We start from the raw sequence: 24589 nt of genomic DNA, 5'->3' as shown, positions 1-24589 counted from the left end.
CACATATTTCCATCTTTTACAGCATTTAAAACAGTTTCTTTATTCTATTCAATTTTGATAATCTAAAAAACACTTATTGATGTTCATCAGTCTATCATCATTGTTCTAATATATTAAGAAACCTCATAATATCGACTCGACACTGATTTGAAATTTTTATAATTATAGTCGATTAATTCATATTTGATTTGTCATATACTGAAAGGGACATTCTATTCATGTCTATAAACTTAGAAATGCAAGGTACAAGCAACAGAAATTCCCCTCGTCGTATTTTGTTTGCAAGCCTTATTGGCCCAACAATTGAATTCTTTGATTTCTATGTCTTTGCCACTGCCGCAGCTCTTATATTTCCTCATGTGTTTTTTCCAACACAAAATGATCAGATTGCCATTTTACAATCTTTTCTGATCTTTGGAGCAGCCTTTTTTGCTCGGCCCTTTGGATCAATTGTCTTTGGACATTTTGGAGATAAAATTGGAAGAAAAGCAACACTCATTGCCTCTCTTCTCACAATGGGTCTTTCAACAGTCATTATTGGTTTTCTTCCCACATATGAAACCGCTGGATGGTTTGCCCCCTTCCTCTTAACCTTGTGCCGTATTGGACAGGGAATGGGATTAGGGGGAGAATGGGGAGGCGCTGTTTTGCTCGCAACAGAAAATGCCCCTCCAGAAAAGCGGGGCTGGTATGCAATGTTTCCCCAATTGGGCGTTCCAATCGGTTTGTTTTTATCCATTGCTGTTTATTTAGGTCTGTTATACTTCCTTGATCATGATGCACTTGTCGCTTGGGGATGGCGCATTCCTTTTATTGCTTCAGTTGTTTTTATGATTATAGGATTATGGGTTCGTCTTTCAATCAATGAAACTGTTCAATTCAAAAAAAATCTTGAAAGTAAAGAACGTGTCAAAGTTCCTATCATCGATGTCTTTTTAAAATGTCCTCGAATTTTATTTCTTGGAATATTTTCTGGTATGGCAACATTTGTTTTGTTTTACTTGGTTACTGCATATTTGTTAAGCTATTCAACAAACCATTTGCAATTGTCATATTATCAAGCTCTTCAAGTCGAAATTGTCGGTGCTATTTTCTGCGGAATTTTTACGATCATTACTGGAAGACTCGCTGATCGTATTAGACGAAGAACTTTGATGATTTGGATTACAATCATCACCGGTATCTATTCTTTCGCAATTCCTTATTTCTTAAATTCCGGAGTTATAGGAGTCCTTGCAATGTCTGTCATTGGTTTGTCTATCATGGGGATGATATACAGTCCTCTTGGTGCTGTTTTGGCTTCACCATACCCGACAGCCATTCGATACACAGGCTCTTCTATTACTTTCAACTTATCTGGTATCGTAGGAGCCTCTCTCGCACCTTATATTGCAGAATACTTGGTGCAACATTTTGATACGTCTTATATCGGCTATTATTTGCTTTTTGCTTCTTTTATTTCACTGATTTGTTTTGTCGGATTTACAGATGATGAAATATCCAACTAAAATATAATAACGAAGAATAAAATAAAGACTGGCAGAAAAAATGCCGCCAGTCTCATTTTTAAAGACATAGGTTGCGGTATACTCCACCACAATATTCCCGCAAACAATGCACTCAAAAAGAAAAATAAAAAATCCGCAATATTGCTCATATCAGCAACAGCAAATACCCCTGATAGGATATGCGTTGTCCCCAACCACGAAACGCAAAAAAAAGCCAGCATTACAGCCCATAAAACAAGCAAAATTCGATCAATCATCATCGTCATGCCGTTTCATTTTTTTAATTATAGGCCATATCTTGAGCATGCCTAAAAGAAAAATAACAATAAAGACCCAACGCCCTCCCCCTGATCCTTCCACAATAAAAAGGGCTGGGTTTACGATTCCTACCAATCCTATCAAAACCATAACAAAAGATACGAGGCGCATTAAACTTGTTTTTTCCAACAACGATCTTCAGTCTGTTGCCAATAGGTTAAATTATGATTTTCCATTTTATATTTTTTCCACTGCGCCCGAGCAAAATTCAACTGCTCATCATTTCTACCATCAAATAGTACGACAAGCCGTTGATAAGCATTAATATCCGAACAAACAGCTCCCTCTATGAGAAAACGAATCTTTGAATCATTCGGATTTTCTTGTCCTATCGTCAGAAATACAGGCTGAAGGTTCGCATATTGATCACACTCCGTTCCATGTCCAATAAATGATTCATCAGCATAAACCCATAAATGCATATCTATAGAATCGCGTTGTTCTTTACTCACGCATTGTATTGTTACCTTACCAAAACGAGCCAATGCACGCTCCACAAGCGTTGGCAAAATATCTTTCAGCGTTGACTGCGTCAAATGATAGAATAAAATGTCCAACCTCTTAAGCCCTCATAACTCTTTATAAAAAAGCTAACATCTTTTTTAGAGACACTTCTATACTCCTCATATAAAAGGAAACGGTTCAAGATATAAACCTCTTTTTCAATTGAGATGCATTATCTTTTTGCCCGTGGTTTTAAAAGACTCTTTAAAAGATAAAAAAAATTATTTTCAACGTTAATAAAAAAGTTTTTTAAATTATTTTCTAGATTCTTTGTAGACTATCATTAAAAATAAAATATAATATGTGAAAAAATTAAAGGGAATTTAACGAGAAACCTTATATTATTTATTTGCTAAAAATGTCCAATTCATGGAAGGATGTTTTTTTAATTTTATTGCATTTTAACCGGAAGCAGTAAAAATATTTGCTATCGAATTAAAGACTGAGGATGTTCCCCAATTTATGCGTATTATTGAGTTCTACATCCTGAAACGTGTCTTTGTTTTGTTTAGTTCTGTCATGATTGCAGCAGTAGGCGTTAGTTGGACGGTGCAAATTCTTGCGCGGATAAACTTTCTCACAACAAGTAAACAAACACTCCTCACAGTCTTGCAATTTTCATTCTCATTGGTTCCTTCTGTTATTTTTCTTGTCATTCCATTTGCATTAATGATCGCAGTTATAACCACCCTTTCAGCAATGAATCAAGACTCAGAACTTGCTGTTATTAATGCCTCTGGTTTTCCTAAGAGTACTGTTTGGAAACCTATTCTTCTTCTTGCTATTGTTGCATCATGTATCTCCTTTTCTATAGCTAATTTTGTTGTTCCTCAAGCGCGTCTTCATATGCGACAAATGCTAGCAAGTGCCCATTTTGATCTTATTAATCTGTTCATTAGTGAAGGAAGCTTTCAAAAACTCGCCAATAACCTTTACATAGAGATCGGCGAACGGAATCCAAACGGAACACTTGGACGTCTTTTCATTGCCGACCAGCGTGACCCTAAAACTGATCTTTTTTATTATGCAACAAAGGCCTCTATCGTAAGCAATCAAAACGGTCGCTTTTTAATCCTCAATAACGGTGAAATAGAAAGAGTTAATCATGAAAATAATAGCGTTTCAATCGTTCAATTTAGCGCATACACCTTTAGCCTAGGGGAATTTATTCCCAGTGATAAAACACCTACTCTTTATCCAAAAGATCGGTCTCTTTCTTATTTACAAAAACCTGACCCAAAAGATCCCTACTATCAACGAAAACCACTCCAATATAAAGCTGAGTTTCACCGCCGACTAACACAATGGCTCTATCCAATCGTTTTTTCACTTATTGCATTAGCAGCGGCGGGAAACGTAGGCTCCCATCGACAAGCACGCTACTGCGCAAATTTTTCGGCGATTGCCCTTTCTTTTCTGGTCTATTGGATAGGGTATTTTTTCGCCGAAAAAGCAAAAAACGATCTTGCATATGTTCCCCTTCTCTATATTACGCCCATAGGAACAAGTCTATTTGTCTTTTTTATGCTTTTAACGAATCATAAAATTGGACTCCCCGCAAAACTTAATGAAATACTTCAAATCACTTTTCAAAAAGTAGTGAACAAATTTGAACATCGAAAATCTCAAGATTCTCTGGATGAAATATCATGATTGGGTGGACACTTGGACGCTATTTTTTTATACGTTACCTTAAAATAACTTGTTATTTTTGGGGGAGTATTTTTGTTCTTGCTCTTTTAATCGATTTTACAGAAAACTCCGGTAGACTGCCTTCCCTTCCGCATTATACCGCAAAAGATGCATTTCTCCTCTCTGTTTTACGCATCCCTTTTATTATGCAACAACTTATCCCTTTTATTGCACTCTTTTCTGCAATGACAACGCTTATCTCGCTTAATAAAAAACTTGAACTTGTCGTGACGCGCTCAATCGGTGTTTCTGCATGGCAATTTCTTATGCCAGCTTGTTTGGGAGCTTTTCTTTTGGGATTATTTTCAATTCTTCTCATCAATCCACTCGCTGCCTGGGGATTTTCTCAAGCAGAAAAAATGATGACTGAATGGCGCAATAATAATGTCCTAACATCTCTTCATAATACGCGTATCCACTGGTTAACACAGCGTACAGATTTAGGTAGAACAACCATTGGAGCTAAATTTATCACCGATCAAGGGCTTTCTCTTCTCGATGCAACCTTTGTACAATACAAAGACGACGCAACCGTCAAAAATTGGATTAACACCCCAAAAGCAACCTTGACCAATGGCGCTTGGCTATTAACAAATGGAACAATCTATAAAATAGGACATCCTCCTGAAAAATTTACCGTGTTGAAAATAAAAACCAATCTAAAGCCTGAATTTTTAACGGAACGTCTAGTGAACCCCGCAACTATTCCATTTTACCAATTGCCAAAAAAGATCATGATCGCACGTTCATTTGGCTATTCTGCTCATAATTTTGATATGTATTTACAATCTTTGATTGCCTTACCGGCATTGCTTGTGGCAATGACTCTCATTGCAGCAACTGTATCTTTAAATTTTACACGTTTTGGACAATCTAGAACGTTGATTCTTGGTGGCGTAATAGCTGGATTTATGCTTTATGTTATTTCCGTACTTGTTCAAGCTTTTGGTAATGCTGGATATATTCCACCAATTATTGCCGCTTGGACACCTGTTGTTATTGCATTATTCTTGGGAATGTCTTTTTTACTTCATAAAGAGGATGGCTAAGTGAAAGCATTAACACGTAAGAAAATCATTTTAACAAAATTAAGTGCTCTCACTTTCAGAAGTGTTATAGCGGTTATTTTAGGAGGAGCGTTGCCTTATTGTGCACACGCCCAAAGCCTTATGTCTCCTCCTCAAAGTCGCATTCAAAACCCAGAACGTCCTCTTTTGCTCTCTGCGGATGAACTCATCTACAACCGTGATGAAAACACTGTTTCTGCCCAAGGTAATGTCCAAGTTGAATATGATGGCAATAAAGTTGTCGCTCAAAAAATCATTTACAACCAAAAAACAGGACGACTTATAGCACAAGGAAACGTTGAAATTACTCAAAAAGATGGTAATAAGATTTATTCTAATCAAATTGATATGACCAAAGATCTTGGTGAGGGTTTTGTAAACGCCTTACGCATTGATACAGCCAACAATGTGCACTTTGCCGCTCAAAATGCTACACGCAAAAATAATCAGGTAACAATCTTTGAAAATGCAAGCTATACAGCCTGTGAACCTTGCTCTTATAAACCAGATAGAGATGTCTTATGGAAAATTAAAGCCAGAAAAATCATATGGAATAATCGCGTAAAAAAAATTCGTTTTGAAAATAGCAGTTTTGAAGTTTTTGGTGTACCGATTATAAAATTTCCAAATTTTGAGCTCTATGATCCAACTGTCAGGCGTGCTAGTGGTCTGCTTACGCCTAATTTTTTCTATACTGATTATCTCGGTATGGGGATGAAGAATTCTTATTTCTGGAATCTCGCTCCCCATTATGATTTTACGCTTTCTTCTACGGTTTATACTCAACAAGGACTTTTAACCGAAGGGGAATGGCGTCAGCGTTTTAAAATGGGCAGTTATAACATTCGCTTTGCTCATATATATCAAATGAAACCGCATAGATTTGATGATGATACGATTGATGCACAGCATAAAAACCGTTATATGCTGGCAACAAAGGGGGATTTTCGTATTAATTCACACTGGACTTATGGATGGAATATTCTTGCACAATCCGATCGGCATTTTAGTCGTGCCTACAAGCTTGAAAACTATAGCAATCCTACACAATTTTCCCAGATCTATCTGAATGGTCTTGCAGGAAAAAACTATTTTGATATGCGTTTTTATCATTTTAAAATTCAAGATTCGATATTGAATGATCCTCATTATGAACGTCACTCTCAGCAAGCATGGGTTCTACCACGCATCGATTATTCTTTTATACCAGATGAGCCCATTTATAATGGAGAGCTTATCTTCCATAGCAATATACAATCAATTTACCGTCGTCATGCCGACTTCAGTTCACCCAACTGGAACGAAAATCCTCTCAACACTGTAAGACTTTCTGGCATGGCTGGAAATAGTTTGCGTTTAACAAATGAGCTTCAATGGAAAAAGCGCTTTAACACGCACAATGGCCTCATATTAACCCCCCTTCTTTCTCTACGGGCCGATATCCTTACAACCAATGTACACGAAAATCATGCTGCTTCTGTAGAAAACAATAGCTTATCCGCGATTCGTGGCTCAACAATTCGTAGTATGGCAACAGCAGGGTTGGAAGCACGCTATCCCTTCCTTATTACAGCTGCTCATTCTACACATATTATAGAACCAACCGCACAAATTTTTATACGCAATAACGAAAAATATATCGGACAACTTCCTAATGAAGATGCACAAAGCTTTGTCTTTGATGCAACCACTCTCTTTCAACGAGATAAATTTTCTGGTTATGATCGCGTAGAAGGTGGTACAAGAGCCAATATAGGTCTAAGATATTCTGGAAGCTTTAATGACAATTGGTCTCTTTATGGTCTCATTGGGCAATCCTTTCATCTGGCAGGAAAAAATTCTTTTGTAGGAAAAGACCTTGTTAATGTTGGTATTCATTCTAGCTTAGAGGCAAAACGTTCAGACTATGTTGCAATGTTTGGCGCAACCCATAAAAATGGTTTTTCCTTAGAAACACGTGGACGCTTTGACAAAAAAACAGGAAAAATCCGCCGTAGTGAAGTCGAAGCATCACAAAGGTGGAAAAATTTTTGGGCCTCTGTACAATATGCTTATATCGCAAGCCAACCGAATTACGAATATCCACGAGAGCGCCAAGAAGTTTCTTTTCAAACGGGCTTAAAACTGGCAGACTATTGGTCCATTAATAGCAATGCCGGTTATGATCTCGTATCTGGTACATTCATAAAACGAGGAATTAGCTTGAATTATATAGATGAATGTTTCGGGTTCACATTCGGTTATCAACAAGTAATGAATCCGGGGAGAAAAACACCCTTGCAAAACTTTAATTTCTCTCTCTCATTGCGTACAATCGCAGATATCGGAAAAAAGATAAATTCAAATTTATAAAGAGAATGTATAGGTAATTTAACTTATTATTGTTTTTATGAAAGAAAACGTGTAGTTTAAGTCATTGATGAGAATTAATAAACATTGCGAAAGCTTATTTACATGAATAAAAAGCTTATTTACATGAATAAATTGAAAAAGCATGTTCTTGCTTTATTTTGTATTACGTCTTTGAGCGTAAGCAGCCTGCTGATAAATGAATTTTTGATTCCGTCGGCATTTGCTCAGACTGCTATTGTTGTTACAGTTAATGGCAATCCTATCACAAATTATGATATACAAAGGCGCATTGCATTTCTCAGATTGCAACACAAACAAGGCAATTTGGTGGCTCAGGCTAAAAAAGAGCTTATCGAAGAAGAACTAAAAAATATTGAAATAAAGCGCCGTAATGTTGAGATAAGCAATGATGAAGTTGATAAAGCTTTTGAGAATTTTGCAACGCAAAATAATATGACAATTGATCAGCTCAACCAAATTCTGATCCAAAATGATATCACTGTACAACATTTTAAAGATTACATCCGTGGACAAATAGGATGGGGGCGTCTTGTTAGCGCACGCTATCAAGCTCAAATGGGTATGGTTAGCGAACAAGAAGCTGTGCGCAGAATATTAAAAAATGGTGGTGTTAAACCTTCAACCAACGAATATACATTACAGCGCATTGTTTTTGTTATTCCTGCCCATCGTCGTTCAGAAATCTTGGAAAGACGTCAAAGAGAAGCGAGCAATTTCCGCGCACATTTCCGTGGATGTGCAAATGCTCACAATCAAGCAAAAGGTATTTTAGACGTTACGATCCGTCATTTAGGAAAGTTTCTGGAACCTCAACTTCCCAGTGCATGGGAGCAAGCTATTCTTGCAACACCTGCTGGAAAAATGACAAAATTGCAAGAAACATCTGATGGAATCGAAGCCATTGCTGTTTGTAAAATAAAAAGGGTTTCTGATGATTATGTTGCTCGGCTGATATTTTCTCTTCAAGATAGTAAAAAAAGAAGCCCGAAAAAACTTGAAGAATTAAGCGAAAAGTATTTAGAAGAACTGCGGCGCGTAGCACGTATTCAATAATGACGGCTCTTGTTGTTAGTGGTGGGGATCCTGCCGGAATTGGTCCTGAAATAGCTCTAAAAGCGTGGAATTTGCGTGTTACCCGCCAAGTTCCGGCTTTTGTGCTTATCGCCGATCCAGATGTTATTCATTCACGCGCTCGTTTTTTACAGATGGATGTTGAGGTGGAATCTGTTTTAACCACCGATCCTGTCAAAAATTTTCAAAACGCTCTCCCTCTCATACCGTTAAAAAACAAACAAAGTGATCAATTAGGTTTTCCTTCTCCAAACAATGCTGCTGGAATCATTGAGGCTATTGAGCGCGGTGTTCAATTGATTCAAAGTGGACATGCTTCCGCATTGGTTACTTGTCCTATTGCCAAAAAGAATCTTTATGACGCCGGATTTGAATTTCCAGGTCATACAGAATTTTTAGCCGATTTGGCCCATAAAGCTTTTCATAAATGTTATCATCCAGTTATGATGTTAGCAGGGCCTCGATTAAAAACGGTACCAATGACTGTTCATATTCCATTTAAAGATGTTCCTTCACAGCTGACCCGTCATTTAATCATTCAAACGGCCTTCATTACTGAATGCGACTTAAAAACACGATTTCAAATAACGTCACCTCGGCTGGCTGTCGCTGGTCTTAATCCTCATGCTGGAGAAGAAGGTGCAATAGGAAAAGAAGATATTGAAGTTATCACTCCTGCTATTGAATATCTTAAAAAGAAAGGCCTCAATATTACAGGTCCGCTTCCTGCCGATACAATGTTCCATGAATGCGCAAGAAAAACATATGATGTTGCTCTTTGCATGTATCATGATCAAGCTCTTATCCCTGTTAAAACATTAGATTTTGATACCACCGTTAATATCACGTTAGGTCTACCTTTCATTCGTACATCTCCAGATCACGGAACTGCTTTTAACATTGCTGATAAAGGCATAGCTTCTCCTGAAAGCTTTATTGCTGCCCTTAAACTTGCAAATCAACTTGCAAAAAATAATTCGATACCATGCCAATAGATAATCTCCCTCCTCTGCGTGAGATCATTGATACATATGGATTACAAGCCCATAAATCTTTAGGGCAAAATTTCCTTTTTGATCTGAATTTAACATCTAAAATTGCTCGTCAAGCAGGCAATATAGAAGGAAAACCTGTTCTTGAAATTGGTCCAGGTCCTGGAGGACTCACACGCGCCTTGCTAGCAAAGGGCGCTATTGTAACAGCAATAGAGCGCGATGAGCGCTGCATACCGGCTCTCTTAGAAATAGAAAAGCACTATCCGAACCAATTAAAACTTATTTGTAATGATGCACTGAAACAAGATTTTTCAAAACTCTTTGAAACGAGCCCAGAAAAACCACGCATTATCGCCAATCTTCCTTATAATATTGGAACGCAACTCTTATTAAATTGGCTATTAGTGGAACCATGGCCCCCTTTTTATGAATCAATGACATTGATGTTTCAACGTGAAGTTGCCAAACGAATTACGGCTAAACCTCAATCTTCTCATTATGGACGTCTTAGTGTTTTAACTGGCTGGCGTACCACGGCTAAAATTGCCTTTGATGTTCCTCCTCAAGCCTTCATACCAGCGCCTAAAATAACTTCTTCCGTTGTTCATATCATTCCACGAACTCAACCTCTTGTCTGCTCTGCGCAAAAACTAAGCTTTATTACAAAAACCGCTTTTGGACAAAGACGAAAAATGCTTCGCCAAAATTTCAGAACTCTTGGAGGTGAAATTCTTTTAAAAAAGGCAGGAATTGATGGGACTCGCCGTGCTGAAACACTTTCAATTTCTGAATTTGTGACTATAGCGAATTTGATAACCTAAAAAGTATAACTTTTTTAAAATAATAAAAATATTAATCAATCTTTTCAAAAATAAGTTCATTAATAAAAGTTTCAAGAAAAGCACATCTCTCGCGTTTTGCGGTTTCAGCTAAATAAATTGACCTAATAAAAGATAAAGACTGATCTAAATCCTCATTAATTACAATATAATCATAAGAACGCCAATGCGTTAGCTCCGTTCGTGCATTTTCCAATCGTAAATTGATGATATCTTGACTATCTTCTGCTCGACGATGTAAACGCGAAACAAGCTCTTTCATTGATGGTGGAAGAATAAAAACAGATACGGTGTCTCCTGGCATCTTTTTTTGCATCTGCTTGGTGCCTTGATAATCAATATCAAATAGCATATCACGGCCAACACTCAATGTATTTTCAACAGTTTCACGTAACGTACCATAATAATTCCCATGGACTTCTGCCCATTCAATAAATTCATCTCTATCACGTTTATGGTCAAACTCTTCCTTGGAAATAAAGTGATAGTGGAGTCCATTTACTTCACTGGAACGCTTTTTCCTTGTGGTCACACTGACAGAAAGCTCTAAGTGTCCATCTTTTAAAAGCAACCTCGAAATTGTTGATTTACCAGCACCTGAAGGTGAAGAGAGAATAAATAAAAAACCGCGGCGTTGTTTTGTTTTTAGAGTATTCAATTCACTTTCAATGACTGTCATTACACCACTCTACTTTGTATAAATTTTTCTTCAAAATTTGGACGATACATTATCTAAACTTTTCCCTAATCAATTTTTTTAGCCGTTCTCAATATTATTCTACACTTTTATTGAGATAATTTATCAGAAATATATTAATTTATCTCTTAAATATTTTGTATCTATACGCTCATCCTACTTGTAACATACAAGAAAATCATTTTTTATCATTCTCATCAAAAGTTTAAGTAGAAAAATCTTACTATATTGGGGGCTTTCATTTACGATGTCAAAAAATGCGGTATCATTATAAATCAATGTCTTGCCTTTAATTCTCGCCATTTGTGAACATTCATATTATGTTCTTCTAAGGTTCGAGAGAAAACATGTCCTCCTGAACCATCTGCAACAAAATAAAGCGCATCACTGCTTGGTGGATGTGCCACCGCTTTCAAAGAATCGCGACCTGGATTTGCAATAGCTGTTGGGGGCAAACCATTAATTTTATAAGTATTATAGGGTGTTTCCTTCTCAAGATCTGAACGGTAAATCGCACGTCCCGATGGCTTTCCTTTTCCTCCAAAGAGACCATAAATTACCGTTGGATCCGATTGAAGACGCATATGCTTTGCAAGGCGGTTATAAAATACCGCAGCAACCATTGGCCTCTCTGCTGCAACACCTGTTTCTTTTTCAACAATTGAGGCCAATATGACAAATTCATCAATTGATTTAATGGGTAAATCAAGTGAACGCGTAGCCCATATCGCATGAATTAATTTTTTCTGTCCCTCATACAATCTGTTTATAATTTCTTTACGTGTTGTCCCCCGAATAAAGCGAACAGTATCCGTCATCAAATAGCCCTCTGGAGGCAAAACTTTTGGAAGGTCCCCAATCAAAATTTCATTTGCCGCTAAACGATCGAAAACTTGCTGAACCGTTAAACCTTCCGGTACTGTAAAGGCATACTCAATGGATTTTCCTTTCACAAGAATATCCATAATATCCTGCATTGAAGCATGGGCTGGAATTAAATATTCACCAGCCTTCAGGTGACTTGTGTTTTTGTGATAGCCAACCCCATAAACAAAAATATCTGATGATCGAATGAAACCACGTTTTTCTAGTAATGAAGCAATTTCACGAATTCCTGTGCCAGGACTGATAAGAATAACTTGTTCTTCCTCAATTTTTCCCTTTTCTTCAAAAATACTTTTTCCAATATAAAGAGGAATACTTATGCCGAAAAGAATAATCACAATCAGCATGAGAAAAAAATGACCAAGAATGACCAATGGATTACGGACGATAGATGATTTCTTTTGTTTTTTATGTGTTAACATGCCTAACTATCTGCTCAATGATTCAAAGAGGAATCACTTATGTCCTTTAATGATTTTCCATTTTTCACATCAGACATAACCCCTCAAAAGCGATTAAGGACAATATTATAACTTCTTAAGCAGAAATTAAATAAAAATACTTATTATCCCCTAAAACGCTGCATCACCAACGATGCATTTGTCCCACCAAATCCAAAAGAATTGGAAAGAATCGTATCAATCTTTCGTTCACGTGGTTTGTGCGGGACAAGATCAATTTTCGTTTCAATCGATGGGTTGTCAAGATTAAGTGTCGCTGGCGCTATGTTATCCCGTATAGCTAAAATACAAAAAATAGCCTCAGCAGCACCGGCTGCACCAAGTAAATGCCCGATAGAGGATTTGGTTGATGACATAGAAACTTGTGGTGCATAATTCCCTAAAACACGCTCAACAGCTGCTAGCTCTATGGAATCAGCCATCGTTGATGTACCATGAGCATTAATATAATCAAGTTCACTCACATTCACTTGTGCGCGCTTAAGAGCGGCCATCATACTACGCTGAGCCCCTTCACCACTTTCTGAAGGCGCTGTAATGTGGTAAGCATCACCCGATAAACCATAGCCGATAACCTCAGCATAAATACGTGCTCCTCGTTTTTTAGCATGTTCCAGTTCTTCTAAAACAACAACCGCCGCTCCCTCCCCCATCACAAAACCATCACGATCAGCATCATAAGGACGTGAGGCCCGTTCAGGATCATCATTGCGACAAGTAGAAAGAGCTCTACAAGCAGAAAAGCCCGCGAGAGATATCCGATTTATCGGAGATTCGGCCCCCCCTGCCACCATAACATCTGCATCACCGAACATAATCAAACGTGTCGCATCACCGATCGCATGGGCTCCTGTCGAACAAGCCGTCACAACCGAATGATTAGGCCCCCGTAAACCATATTGAATGGACACATAACCAGAAGCAAGATTAATCAAACGACCTGGAATAAAAAAAGGAGAAACACGACGCGGACCTTTATCACGAAGCGTATAACCAGCTTCAACAATGCCCTCAATCCCCCCAATCCCCGAACCAATTAATACCCCTGTACAAATCTGATCTTCATCATTCTTAGGAAACCATTCAGCATCTGCAAGTGCTTGGTTAGCAGCAGCCATTGCATAAACAATAAATGCATCAACCTTCCGTTGCTCTTTAGGTTCCATATACAAATCAGCATTATAAGTGCCCTCTGTTCCGTCCCCTACAGGGATACGCGCTGCAATCTGGCATGGCAAATCGGACACATCAAATTCAGTAATACGCCGAACACCACTTCTCCCTTCAAGAAGTCGTTTCCAACTATATTCAATATTACCAGCCAATGGAGATACCAATCCTAAACCAGTAACAACAACACGTCTCATAACTTCTAACCTTGAACTAAACTTCAGCTCTCAAAGCTCTCTTTTCAAAAGAACTCCGAAGAATACAGGCAAAAGCAATGAGTGCCTTTGCCCTTTGGTAATTATGCAGAAGCTTTATCAATGAACTTTACTGCATCACCAACTGTGAAAATCGTTTCAGCAGCTTCATCTGGAATTTCTACACCAAATTCTTCTTCAAAAGCCATAACGAGTTCAACGGTATCAAGGCTATCAGCCCCTAGATCGTCGATAAAGCTCGCATTTTCCACGACTTTATCAGCATTAACCCCAAGATGTTCCACAATAATTTTTTTAACGCGCTCTACTGTATCACTCATATTGAAATCCTCGAATTTATATTTTCCTATAATTTGGTTAACTATATCGGCTCATCTAATCAAGCAATAGATGCATTCCTTTAAAAGATTTTAGCAATGATTTAAAACATCCTGTGGATATCCCCTACAAAATGAACCAATCTGACATTCTGACATCAATTGATCAACGATCAAGTTAAAGAAATAGCGCATCTTTTCATTTTAATCGTTACTATCTAAAATAATACAGCTTATAAATCAATGTGGAATACAAGAAAATACTTAAATCATTGCCATTCCACCATTAATATGGAGTGTTTGACCTGTCATATAGGCCGCTTCATCGCTCGCTAGATAAACAGCAGCAGTGGCTATTTCTTGCCCACTCCCCATACGCTTCATTGGAATCGCAGCCATAATAGCTTCTTTTTGCTTTTCATTAAGCTTATCTGTCATTGCAGATTTAATAAATCCTGGAGCAATACAATTGACAGTAATGTTTCGCGAAGCAATTTCTTGTGCCAATGCTTTAGAAAAGCCTATCAAGCCTGCTTTTGCAGCACAATAATTCGTTTGTCCAGGATTTCCCACAACACCAACAACTGATGTGATATTAATAATCCTTCCATAACGACGACGCATCATAAAATGTGTTAATTCACGCGTCAAAAGAGAAGCAGCTGTTAGATTAACTTCTAAAACTTCATCCCAGTCTTTATCTTGCATACGCACAAAAAGACCATCCCTGGTGATTCCCGCATTGTTGACCAAAATATCAACACCATCCATTTCTTTTTCTGCAACTTCAGCCAATTGTTTAATCGATTGACGTTCAGAAAGATTAGCGGGAAACACAAAAACATTCTGTCCTAATTCTGCTGCCACTTCTTTAAGCTTGTCTTCACGTGTTCCATGAAGCCCAACAATGGCGCCTTGTGCATGGAAACAACGTGCAATTGCCTCACCAATTCCTCCTGATGCCCCCGTTACAAGAGCTTTACGTCCTGTTAATCTAAACATTTTTTTAACTCCTTATAGATTAAACGCCAAGCATCCCTAGCGCTGATTCTATTTCATCAACTGTTCCAATTGTTACCCCCTTTATATCCTTGTTAATACGGCGCGTTAAACCTGTTAATACTTTTCCAGAACCAACTTCAAAAAGCGCATCAACCCCATTAGCACCGATCCATTCTATTGTTTCACGCCACCGCACCCTCCCAGTCACTTGTTGAACAAGAAGAGTAGCAATACGCTCAGGATCGCTTTCTGGTGCAACAGAAACATTGGCAATCAAAGGAACAATAGGGGCGTTTTTGTTAACAGTCAAAAGTGCTTTCTTCATGGCATCCGCAGCAGGCTGCATTAAAGACGAATGAAAAGGAGCAGACACCGGAAGGAGAAGTGCACGTTTTGCACCTTTTGTTGATGCAAGCTCTACCGCTGCCTCAACGGCTTTTGCTTCACCTGAAATAACAATTTGCCCACCACCATTATCATTAGCAATCTGGCATAGTCCTTCTCCAGAAACAATTTTGCAAATTTCTTCCACAACGTGCTCTTCCAAACCGATAAGTGCTGCCATAGAGCCTTCACCAACCGCAACAGCAGCCTGCATGGCATTGCCACGAATGCGCAAAAGCTTTGCCGTATCGGTGAGACTCAATGCACCAGCAGCACAAAGAGCCGAATATTCGCCTAAAGAATGACCGGCAACAAACTTTACCTTTTCTTCTATACGAAGCCCTAATTGTTCCATCACACGAATGACAGCCATGGATACAGCCATTAATGCTGGTTGTGCATTGGCTGTTAACATTAAAACATCTGCTGGACCTTCAAAAATGATCTCTGATAATTTCTCACCCAAAGCATCATCAACTTCCTCGAAAACCATTCGCGCCACCAAAAATTGCTCTGTAAGCGCCTTCCCCATCCCAACAAGTTGACTCCCTTGCCCTGGAAAAATAAAAGCTGCACCCATTAATCGACTCCTCAATTGTGCCATTAAATGATTTTCTTTTGACCTTATTCTTCCGCAAAAAGTCAAGATAAAGTGCTTTATTTAGAACGAATATCTCTCTTCAAATTATATTTTAAGGGTGGAATTTGATATAAAAACTTAGGAAAATAGGGGGCTATAAACTGAATAACGCCCAAACTTACGAGACTTCCTAAAATTGTACCTGCTAAAATATCAAAGGGATAATGTACACCCACAAAGATGCGTGCCCAAGAGATCAAGCATAAAAACACAACGGCAAATTTAAAAGTACCTTTGTATCGGTAAAAATAAAAGCTCGCTGTATAAGATGCAATGGTCAAGGCATGATTACTAGGAAAAGAAGCCGTTGCACGGTGTTTAATCAGTGGTGTTGTCAGCCCTACAACGAATGGGCGTGGATGAAAATAAATGAGAGAAATGAGATAACCTATAAAAAGAGCAGTACAAATGCTCATGCAAATGCTTAGCACGACACATCGTTCCCTTTCTCCACCACAAAACCACAACACACAAAGATGAAGAGGAATCATGTAAATTAAAAACTTTGCACAAAAAATACTAAACAAAACTAGAATTGACCAAGACTGATGATTACCGACAAACATCTTAAAAAGTGTCACATCAATCTGGTTTAAAAAATCCATTTTTCTCTCCTTTAGCTGTATGTTACAGCACTATCTCTTTATAGAAGAGGGAAATATATTGAAAATATATCAAGATTTAATAAATCTATTTTTTTATGTGTATAAACTTGCTATTTTAAAAGATAACTTGTAGATATGAAATGTTCGTTGCCGGCACTTTAGCTGGAGGTTGAACGGAGGGCTGTAAAATATCAGTAGGAAATACAATGTTTCCGGCCTCCCGTGTCTCCGCTCTGAGATGTCTCAAATCGTAAACGCGTCCTTTCTTCTTTGGATCTCCCAAAAAGACAAGTCGCAGAGGCTTTGCGCTAAAACCGGTAAGATTTAATTGAAGAAAGGCAAAACAATGGCTCTTTATGAACATATGTTCCTTGCCCGACAAGACATTGCACCGCAGCAAGTTGATGAACTTTTAAGTCTTTACAAAGGTGTCATTGAAACGCACGGTGGAAAAGTTGGGCGCGTAGAAAATTGGGGACTTCGTCCTCTTGCTTATCGTATTCGTAAAAACCGTAAAGCTTATTATGTATTGGTCAATATTGATGCACCAGCTGCAGCAATTGCTGAAATGGAGCGTCAAATGCGAATCAATGAAGATATTTTGCGCTACATGACCATTCGTGTAGAAAAACACGAAAAAGAAAAATCTGCAATGCTTTCACATCTTGATCGCAATGCGCATAGTGGTCAAGATGAAGAGCGCTCCCGTTCCCCACGTCGTCAACGTGAAAATGCTATAGAAGGGGTAGAATGATGACTGATACGAATCAAAACTCTGCACGTCGCCCTTTTCATCGTCGTCGTAAAACATGTCCTTTTTCGGGGGCTAATGCGCCCAAAATTGATTATAAAGATATCAAATTGTTACAACGTTATATTTCTGAACGTGGGAAAATTGTTCCTTCACGAATTACGGCTGTTAGTCAGAAAAAACAGCGTGAATTAGCTAACGCTATCAAACGCGCTCGCTTTTTAGGCTTACTTCCATACGTTATAAAGTAAACAATCAAGACATTCTAGCAATTGGAGAAATTCTCCAGTTGCTTTTCTTTTATGGTTTAGAAAAATAGCTTATTGTATCCTATGTTAAGCTCTTAAATATAAAAGTTGAGGTAGTGATATGCCTCTAACTGCAGAAAGCAGGACAGCAATAAATGAAAGAAAATCGTACTTATGAGATATTAACCGGTGTTTTAGCTGGATTGTTTGCTGTTGTGATAGGCATGGCAATCTTCAGTGTTGCCAATATAGCTCCCGCTTTTTCTCTTCTTCTTGGCTGCTTTCTTTCATTGCCAATTTTTATTGTTGCATTTGGTCAAGGAACATTTGCCAGCTTTGTTGCCTTAATAAGTGCGACTGTTATTCTTGTCATAGCCACGGATATCTATATTGCTCTTGGGCTTATGCTGTTATCTTTTCTTCCCGCTGTTTATGCCTCTTGGCTCCTTGGACTTGCGCGACCAGCGCAAAAGGAAAACACACTGATATGGTACCCATTATCATCCGTTATTTTTCATTTAACCAACTTTATTGCTCTTATTGTCACCTTCATTGGACTCTATGTGAAAGCTGCGACAGACACCTCCCTCATTGCACAAGGGATCATTGAAAACATAATACAAGCTCTACAACAATTGCAGTTATTAAAAGAAGATAATATACTTAATGTTCGTGAGTTTTTAATGGCGCATGCTGCAACTTTAGCAGCTATCGCTCTGATAGTTTATAGTTTGATTTTTCTCATTGGTAATCTTTATTTTTCAATGATAACAGCCCAGTACATGAAGTGGCTGAAAAGACCTCGAGATGATTGGAGTACAACTTTTCGCCTGCCAATTTCTGGAATTGTTATTTTCATTGTTGTTTCCATCGCATCAATGACTGAATTGAGTGGTTCTCTTAATTTGGGGACATGTGTCTTTAGTTCTGCCTATACTGTCATCATATTAATTAGCGGTCTAGCCTATCTTCACAATATCACAAAAGGCGTCAACGGTCGGATTATTATACTTTCTCTTGTTTATATTGCTATTTTAACTGTCGTTTTTTTCCCGCCTATTTCTGTCTTGATGATTTTGATGGGTATTTGGGCTGCTATTCAATACAACTTTCAATCACGCAAAAGACTTCCCTAAATTTATTTGTTCGAAAGGAAAAAACTATGGATATTATTCTACTTGAGCGCATTCCTCGTCTTGGTCAGATGGGTGATATTGTCTCAGTGAAAGATGGTTATGCACGTAATTTTCTCTTGCCTCAAGGTAAAGCTTTACGCGCAAATGAAGCTAATAAAAAACATTTTGAGATTCAACGTGCACAACTTGAAGCACGTAATCTTGAACGCAAAAGCGAAGCACAAAAAATTGCTGAAAAACTTGATGGTCAATCATTTATTGCTGTTCGTTCTGCTGGTGAAACAGGACAACTTTATGGATCTGTGTCAACGCGTGATATTGCTGAAATCATAACAGATGAAGGATTCTCTATTGGGCGAAATCAAATTGAACTTAATCATCCAATAAAAATGATCGGTCTTCATACGATTACTCTTAGCCTCCATCCTGAAGTTCAAATTTCTGTGGTTATTAACGTTGCACGTTCCACCAGTGAAGCGCAACGCCAAGCAGAAGGTGAAACTCTTACTTCTTCTGAAGAAATATATAATATTCAAGAAGAAATATTAGAAGAAAATCAGGAAGAATTATTGGGAGAAGAAATTAATGACAACGATATAAACAATTCTCATCAAGAAGTTTAATTGCTTCTTTTGCTTTCTGTTTTATATCTTTTATTCCATTTAAATATTGGTCATAAAATACTCACGCTTTAAAACTGAGTATTTTATGGCTATCATACGTAAAGAATCTAATTTTGTGAAGAATTAGAAATATATTATCTAAAGCTATTGCATGCCTAAAATGATAATATCACTTAAGAGGCAATGTTTTTGTTTTCCAGTATAAAAGAAAAAATAATTTAAAGCTCTCTCCTTAAGGGTAAGTTTTGTACGAGCGGTAAGTTAATTATATCCTCATGTGATCTACAATGATTTCAATGACAAAGAAGTCATTCCACTGACACTGGTATTAGAATTTTAAAATCACATAATTTCAAAATACTTAAATTTAGAGTGCCTAAAGCTCCACTTTAAAAATCATATATTATAAAAATAGAACATACGAAATAGATGTTATATTAATAATACACGAATGATAAATGAGCAATTAGAAGAGAGTTTTTAAAAATTATATGATTTTAACTTAAAATGAAGCTTTGTAGCTCTATTCTTTTAATGTACGATTTTAAATTTATCGCCTAAAGTAGCTAGACTTGGAATTTTAGTGGGAAAATATTATGGAAGAAACTAGTATTGTTAATATCAGCTCTTCGAAAAAAGAAGATTCCCCTTCTTTTCGGCAACTTCCACATAATATTGAAGCTGAACAGGCATTACTTGGTGCTATCTTTATCAACAATGATTCTCTCGACCGCGTTTCGGATTTTCTAAAACCAGAACATTTTTTTGAACCGTTGCATCAAAAGATTTATGCTGTTTTATCTCACCTTATTAAAACAGGAAAACTTGTAGATCCGGTTACGATCAAGCCTTATATCCAAATGGAAGAGAAAATTGGAGATATTACTGTATACCAGTATGTTGTTCGCTTAGCCAAAGAAGCGGTCACCATTATTAACGCTGAAGATTATGGACGCGTTATTTACGACCTTTTTATCCGTCGTTCTTTGATTAACCTTGGAACTCAAGTTGTCAATACGGCCTTTGATGCTCCTGTAGAGCTTACGCCTACCCAACAAATTGAAACTGTTGAAAATCAGTTATTTGAGCTCGCAGAAAAAGGGAAATATGGAGGCGGATTTGAAAATTTTAATGAGGCTGTCAAAAAAGCACTCGATATGGCAAGTGCTGCGAAACAGCGTTCTTCACAATTATCAGGGATAGCCACCCATATTAAAACACTTGATGAAAAAATGGGGGGATTACAAGCATCTGACTTAATTATCCTTGCGGGACGCCCTGGTATGGGTAAAACTTCACTAGCAACCAACATTGCCTTTAATATTGCCAATGCTTATAATCATAATGGTAATATCCAAGACAATGAAGGCGGCGTTGTAGGGTTCTTCTCACTTGAAATGTCCTCAGAGCAGCTTGCAACACGTATTATTTCTGAACAAACAGAAGTCTCTTCTTCTGATATTCGACGTGGTAATATTTCAGATGAACAATTTTCAAAAATCATCCGTGCGGTGAACCAGCTCCAAAAAGCCCCCCTTTATATTGATCAAACTGGAGGAATATCAATTACGCAACTGGCTGCCCGTGCCCGGCGTCTCAAGCGACAACATGGCTTGGATGTCTTGTTTATTGATTATATCCAACTCATGACAAGTAGCTCAAAGCGTTCATCTGAAAATCGTGTTCAAGAAATTACAGAAATTACTACAGGGTTAAAAGCATTAGCGAAAGAATTGAATGTTCCTATTATCGCTCTCTCTCAACTTTCACGTCAAGTCGAAAATAGAACAGATAAACGTCCACAACTCTCTGACTTACGTGAATCTGGTTCTATTGAGCAAGATGCCGACATCGTTCTATTTGTCTATCGTGAAGAATATTATTTCAAAAATGAAGAACCAAAATTAGGCACTTTGGAACATCAAAAATGGCAAGATGAAATGGATAAAATTATGGGAAAAGCTGATGTTATTGTTGCAAAACAACGTCACGGACCAACAGGAATCGTATCCCTTGCCTTTCAATCTGATTTCACACGCTTTAGTGATTTGGCAGATAGCAATTATCTTCCAGAACAAATTGGTTAAATCACCATGGTACGGAACCGACTTAAATTTATCTGTCAAAATTGCGGAACGGTCCATTCCCGCTGGGCAGAAAATGTAGCGCCTGTGGAGAATGATATTTCTTATTAAAGAGTTATTTTTCGATGATTTCGGCTGTCATTATTTGACATCTAAAAAGCTCTTGAATAAGATTAATCTTAATAATATATCTTTTAGTATTGCAAGTAGGATACATATATCTAAAATTCATAGCTACTTTAAATGTTGCTATATTGTTCCTTCTTTTAAAAAAATCCTTCTCATAAGACACTCATTTTCTTGTTATTAAATTCAAAAATAATTGCGACTGTTGCGCAAGGTAAGCTATTATGTAAAATATCAGAAAATTTCTACTTCGTAAAACAATCTCTAATCTTTATAACAAAAATACTTTTTAATCTGTATGAAAAAACGACCCTCATTACCGCATATAAAAAACAAGCTGTGTTTTAAATACTACAGTACAGAGACAATTCTATAACATGCAAAATATTCTTGATATAAAATTGTATAAAAATTGATATCTAACAAAGGGAAAGTATATAATTATGCTAGAAAAAAAAGAAGACTGCGATAGTAAATTTGACAGTCTTGATGAAGCTATCAAAAGAGTTATTGATATAGCAAGTGCTGCAAAAGAGCGCTCTTCGCAAATATCAGGGGTAGCGACTTACATTCAAACACTTGATGAAAAAATAGGAGGATTACAACCATCCGACTTAATTATCCTTGCCGGACGCCCTGGTATGGGGAAAACATCTCTGGCAACCAACATTGCCTTTAATATTGCCAATGCTTATAATCATAATAGTAATGCCGAAGAACACAATAGCAATACCGAAGAAAATGAAGGTGGCATTGTAGGATTCTTCTCACTTGAAATGTCCTCAGAACAGCTTGCAACACGTATTATTTCTGAACAAACGGAAGTCTCTTCTTCTGATATTCGACGTGGTCGTATTTCAGAAGAACAATTTTCAAAAATTATTCGTACGATGAAGCAGCTCAAAAGGGCCCCCCTTTATATTGATCAAACTGGAGGAATATCAGTTTCACAACTGGTGGCCCGTGCTCGACATCTCAAGAAAAAACATGGTTTAGATATTTTAATTATCGATTATATCCAACTCATGACGAGTGATTTAAAATACACATCTGAATATCGTATGCAAGAAATTACTGTAAAATTAAAAGCGTTAGCTAAAGAATTAAATATCCCTATTATTGCTCTTTCACAACTTTCACATCAAGTTGAAAACAGAACAGACAAACGCCCAAAACTTTTAGATTTAGGTGGATCCGGTTCTATTGAGCAAGATGCCGACATCGTTCTATTTATCTATCGTGAAGAATATTATCTCAGAAATGAAGAACCAAAGATCGGTAGTCTTGAACATGCAAAATGGCAAGATGAAATGGATAAAATTATGGGAAAAGCTGATGTTATTGTTGCGAAACAACGTCACGGTCCAACAGGAACTGTGCAACTTGCTTTTCAAGCTGATTTCACGCGCTTTAGCGATCTGGCAGATAGCAATTATCTTCCAGAACAAATTGGTTAAATCACCATGGCACGCACTCGTGTTCAATTTATCTGTCAAAATTGTGGAACCATCCATTCTCGTTGGGCAGGGAAATGTAGCGCTTGTGGTGAATGGAATTCTCTTGTTGAAGAAAATATAGATGGTGGCATAGGAAGTGGCCCTAAGCAAAATACTCGTAAAGGACGCATCGTCGCCCTAACATCTCTTTCCGGAAATCTCCAAGATGCTCCACGTATTCATTCTGGTATTGCTGAACTTGATCGTGTTACCGGTGGGGGCTTTGTCCGTGGATCAGCACTTCTTGTTGGGGGTGATCCAGGTATTGGAAAATCAACATTGCTCACACAAACAGCTGCGGCTTTATCTCGCAAAGGACATAATGTCATCTATGTCTCAGGTGAAGAGGCTATTGCGCAGATTTGTCTGCGCGCGCAAAGGCTTGGCGCTCATAATACAGAGGTGAAACTTGCTGCTGAAACCAATGTTGAAGATATTCTAGCAACCTTAAGCGAGCATAAAAACCTTGATATGGTGATTATCGATTCGATTCAAACCCTATGGTCAGATACAGCAGATTCAGCACCGGGCACTGTCACACAAGTCCGTATTGGTGCTCAAGCTATGATACGCTTTGCCAAGAAAACAGGCGCTGCTGTTGTTCTTGTTGGTCATGTTACAAAAGATGGACAAATTGCTGGCCCTCGGGTCGTTGAACATATGGTTGATGGCGTTCTCTATTTTGAGGGTGAAGGAGGGCATCATTATCGCATTCTTAGAACTGTAAAAAATCGCTTCGGGCCAACAGATGAAATTGGTGTCTTTGAAATGTCTGATAAAGGATTACGCGAAGTGATTAATCCATCCGAATTGTTTCTAGGGGAACGCAATGAAAAAGCACCAGGTGCTGCTGTTTTCGCCGGCATGGAAGGAACACGCCCGATATTGGTAGAAATTCAAGCACTTGTTGCTCCCTCTTCTCTTGGAACACCACGACGTGCGGTTGTCGGATGGGATGGAAATCGTCTTTCTATGATTCTTGCCGTTTTAGAAGCCCATTGTGGCATTCGTTTTGGGCAGCATGATGTTTATCTGAACGTGGCAGGTGGATATCGTATATCTGAACCTGCTGCCGATTTAGCTGTAGCGGCTGCTTTGGTATCTTCTCTTGCCAATATCCCTCTGCCAACGGATTATGTATATTTTGGGGAAGTCAGTCTTTCAGGAGCTACCCGCGCTGTTGCACATTCAGCCCAACGCATCAATGAAGCAAAAAAACTCGGCTTTCAGGGAGCCTTTCATCCCACGACAACAACCGAAATGATGAAGTCGCTCAATTTTCAACAAAAAACTTTCTCCGACCTTCCCGAACTTGTTGCCACGCTTACCGCAAGTAAAAAATTGTCCGCACCATAGGCAGGATAATATAGAAAAAAACCTAT

22 protein-coding genes and 2 pseudogenes are annotated in these 24589 nt (G+C 38.0%); 14 read left to right on the top strand and 10 right to left on the bottom strand.

The annotated features are described in order from the left end of the window. Positions 1 to 218 precede the first annotated feature (218 nt). Entirely contained in the window at positions 219 to 1508 is a 1290-nt protein-coding gene (locus tag PVV66_RS04755; RefSeq protein ID WP_273717549.1) for an MFS transporter, read from the top strand. Here the strand turns inward: PVV66_RS04755 and PVV66_RS04750 are convergent. The 3 genes from PVV66_RS04750 to PVV66_RS04740 are packed head-to-tail and all read right to left on the bottom strand — an operon-like array spanning position 1505 to position 2383. Further along, on the bottom strand, positions 1505 to 1768 hold the full coding sequence (locus PVV66_RS04750) for a hypothetical protein (RefSeq protein ID WP_273717688.1): 264 nt from the start codon (positions 1766 to 1768) through the stop codon (positions 1505 to 1507). The genes PVV66_RS04755 and PVV66_RS04750 overlap by 4 nt on opposite strands. Next, the gene (locus PVV66_RS04745; RefSeq protein WP_273717689.1) at positions 1758 to 1937 is read right to left on the bottom strand and encodes a hypothetical protein; all 180 of its coding nucleotides are present in this window, start codon (positions 1935 to 1937) and stop codon (positions 1758 to 1760) included. The genes PVV66_RS04750 and PVV66_RS04745 overlap by 11 nt, the downstream gene beginning before the upstream one ends. Next, positions 1937 to 2383 carry a DNA polymerase III subunit chi gene (locus PVV66_RS04740; RefSeq protein WP_273717550.1) on the bottom strand — a complete coding sequence of 149 codons (447 nt, stop codon included), beginning with the start codon at positions 2381 to 2383 and terminating at the stop codon, positions 1937 to 1939. Before PVV66_RS04740 ends, PVV66_RS04745 begins: the two co-directional genes overlap by 1 nt. Positions 2384 to 2792: 409 nt before the next feature. Here PVV66_RS04740 and lptF point away from each other — a divergent pair, with 409 nt between their 5' ends. The 6 genes from lptF (at position 2793) to rsmA (ending at position 10349) form a co-directional block, all read left to right on the top strand. Next, positions 2793 to 3983, top strand: a complete 1191-nt coding sequence (gene lptF, locus PVV66_RS04735; RefSeq protein ID WP_273717551.1) for an LPS export ABC transporter permease LptF — start codon at positions 2793 to 2795, stop codon at positions 3981 to 3983. Continuing rightward, on the top strand, positions 3980 to 5071 hold the full coding sequence (gene lptG, locus PVV66_RS04730; RefSeq protein ID WP_273717552.1) for an LPS export ABC transporter permease LptG: 1092 nt from the start codon (positions 3980 to 3982) through the stop codon (positions 5069 to 5071). The genes lptF and lptG overlap by 4 nt, the downstream gene beginning before the upstream one ends. Beyond that, positions 5072 to 7441: an LPS-assembly protein LptD gene (locus tag PVV66_RS04725; RefSeq protein ID WP_273717553.1), complete on the top strand. Its 2370-nt coding sequence runs from the start codon at positions 5072 to 5074 to the stop codon at positions 7439 to 7441. It abuts the gene before it with no gap. A 123-nt stretch (positions 7442 to 7564) separates the two neighbouring features. Continuing rightward, positions 7565 to 8515: a peptidylprolyl isomerase gene (locus PVV66_RS04720; RefSeq protein WP_273717554.1), complete on the top strand. Its 951-nt coding sequence runs from the start codon at positions 7565 to 7567 to the stop codon at positions 8513 to 8515. Continuing rightward, positions 8515 to 9528: a 4-hydroxythreonine-4-phosphate dehydrogenase PdxA gene (pdxA, locus tag PVV66_RS04715; RefSeq protein WP_273717555.1), complete on the top strand. Its 1014-nt coding sequence runs from the start codon at positions 8515 to 8517 to the stop codon at positions 9526 to 9528. The genes PVV66_RS04720 and pdxA overlap by 1 nt, the downstream gene beginning before the upstream one ends. Further along, on the top strand, positions 9519 to 10349 hold the full coding sequence (gene rsmA, locus PVV66_RS04710) for a 16S rRNA (adenine(1518)-N(6)/adenine(1519)-N(6))-dimethyltransferase RsmA (RefSeq protein ID WP_273717556.1): 831 nt from the start codon (positions 9519 to 9521) through the stop codon (positions 10347 to 10349). The genes pdxA and rsmA overlap by 10 nt, the downstream gene beginning before the upstream one ends. 31 nt (positions 10350 to 10380) lie before the next feature. Here the strand turns inward: rsmA and gmk are convergent, their stop codons facing one another. The 7 genes and pseudogenes from gmk to PVV66_RS04675 form a co-directional block, all read right to left on the bottom strand. Then, positions 10381 to 11046 (bottom strand): guanylate kinase, encoded by a 666-nt coding sequence (gene gmk, locus PVV66_RS04705; RefSeq protein WP_273717557.1) that lies wholly within the window; start codon positions 11044 to 11046, stop codon positions 10381 to 10383. A 293-nt stretch (positions 11047 to 11339) separates the two neighbouring features. Beyond that, positions 11340 to 12448 (bottom strand): annotated as a pseudogene (mltG, locus tag PVV66_RS04700) (endolytic transglycosylase MltG). Positions 12449 to 12514: 66 nt separating this feature from the next. Next, on the bottom strand, positions 12515 to 13777 hold the full coding sequence (gene fabF, locus PVV66_RS04695; RefSeq protein WP_273717559.1) for a beta-ketoacyl-ACP synthase II: 1263 nt from the start codon (positions 13775 to 13777) through the stop codon (positions 12515 to 12517). Positions 13778 to 13878: 101 nt separating this feature from the next. Continuing rightward, complete coding sequence (locus tag PVV66_RS04690) at positions 13879 to 14115, bottom strand: acyl carrier protein (protein WP_004860281.1); 237 nt, start codon at positions 14113 to 14115, stop codon at positions 13879 to 13881. A gap of 261 nt (positions 14116 to 14376) precedes the next feature. Beyond that, positions 14377 to 15114, bottom strand: a complete 738-nt coding sequence (gene fabG / locus PVV66_RS04685) for a 3-oxoacyl-[acyl-carrier-protein] reductase (protein WP_273717560.1) — start codon at positions 15112 to 15114, stop codon at positions 14377 to 14379. Positions 15115 to 15133: 19 nt separating this feature from the next. Then, positions 15134 to 16078, bottom strand: coding sequence for an ACP S-malonyltransferase (gene fabD / locus PVV66_RS04680; protein WP_273717561.1), 945 nt, complete (start codon positions 16076 to 16078; stop codon positions 15134 to 15136). A gap of 77 nt (positions 16079 to 16155) precedes the next feature. Beyond that, positions 16156 to 16743, bottom strand: coding sequence for an undecaprenyl-diphosphatase (locus PVV66_RS04675; RefSeq protein WP_273717562.1), 588 nt, complete (start codon positions 16741 to 16743; stop codon positions 16156 to 16158). Between the two features lie 346 nt (positions 16744 to 17089). Between PVV66_RS04675 and rpsF the strand changes: the two genes are divergently transcribed. The 7 genes and pseudogenes from rpsF (at position 17090) to radA (ending at position 24563) form a co-directional block, all read left to right on the top strand. Further along, a complete protein-coding gene (gene rpsF, locus PVV66_RS04670) occupies positions 17090 to 17497 on the top strand; it encodes a 30S ribosomal protein S6 (protein ID WP_273717563.1) in 408 nt (135 codons plus the stop codon). Continuing rightward, positions 17497 to 17745 (top strand): 30S ribosomal protein S18, encoded by a 249-nt coding sequence (gene rpsR / locus PVV66_RS04665; protein ID WP_005773744.1) that lies wholly within the window; start codon positions 17497 to 17499, stop codon positions 17743 to 17745. Before rpsF ends, rpsR begins: the two co-directional genes overlap by 1 nt. A gap of 152 nt (positions 17746 to 17897) precedes the next feature. Continuing rightward, the gene (locus PVV66_RS04660; protein WP_273717564.1) at positions 17898 to 18878 is read left to right on the top strand and encodes a hypothetical protein; all 981 of its coding nucleotides are present in this window, start codon (positions 17898 to 17900) and stop codon (positions 18876 to 18878) included. Between the two features lie 26 nt (positions 18879 to 18904). Beyond that, positions 18905 to 19501 (top strand): 50S ribosomal protein L9, encoded by a 597-nt coding sequence (rplI, locus tag PVV66_RS04655; RefSeq protein WP_273717565.1) that lies wholly within the window; start codon positions 18905 to 18907, stop codon positions 19499 to 19501. 596 nt (positions 19502 to 20097) lie between these two features. Continuing rightward, positions 20098 to 21588 carry a replicative DNA helicase gene (locus PVV66_RS04650; protein ID WP_273717566.1) on the top strand — a complete coding sequence of 497 codons (1491 nt, stop codon included), beginning with the start codon at positions 20098 to 20100 and terminating at the stop codon, positions 21586 to 21588. A 635-nt stretch (positions 21589 to 22223) separates the two neighbouring features. Beyond that, positions 22224 to 23168 (top strand): annotated as a pseudogene (locus tag PVV66_RS04645) (DnaB-like helicase C-terminal domain-containing protein); the annotation flags it as partial. 6 nt (positions 23169 to 23174) lie between these two features. Continuing rightward, positions 23175 to 24563 (top strand): DNA repair protein RadA, encoded by a 1389-nt coding sequence (gene radA / locus PVV66_RS04640; protein WP_273717567.1) that lies wholly within the window; start codon positions 23175 to 23177, stop codon positions 24561 to 24563. Positions 24564 to 24589: the final 26 nt, after the last annotated feature.

The sequence above is a fragment of the Bartonella sp. AU16XJBT genome (assembly GCF_028618665.1).
Taxonomy (GTDB): Bacteria; Pseudomonadota; Alphaproteobacteria; order Rhizobiales; family Rhizobiaceae; genus Bartonella.
The sequence above is the reverse complement of the archived record's forward strand: the minus strand, read 5'-3'. Positions and strand labels throughout refer to the sequence as shown.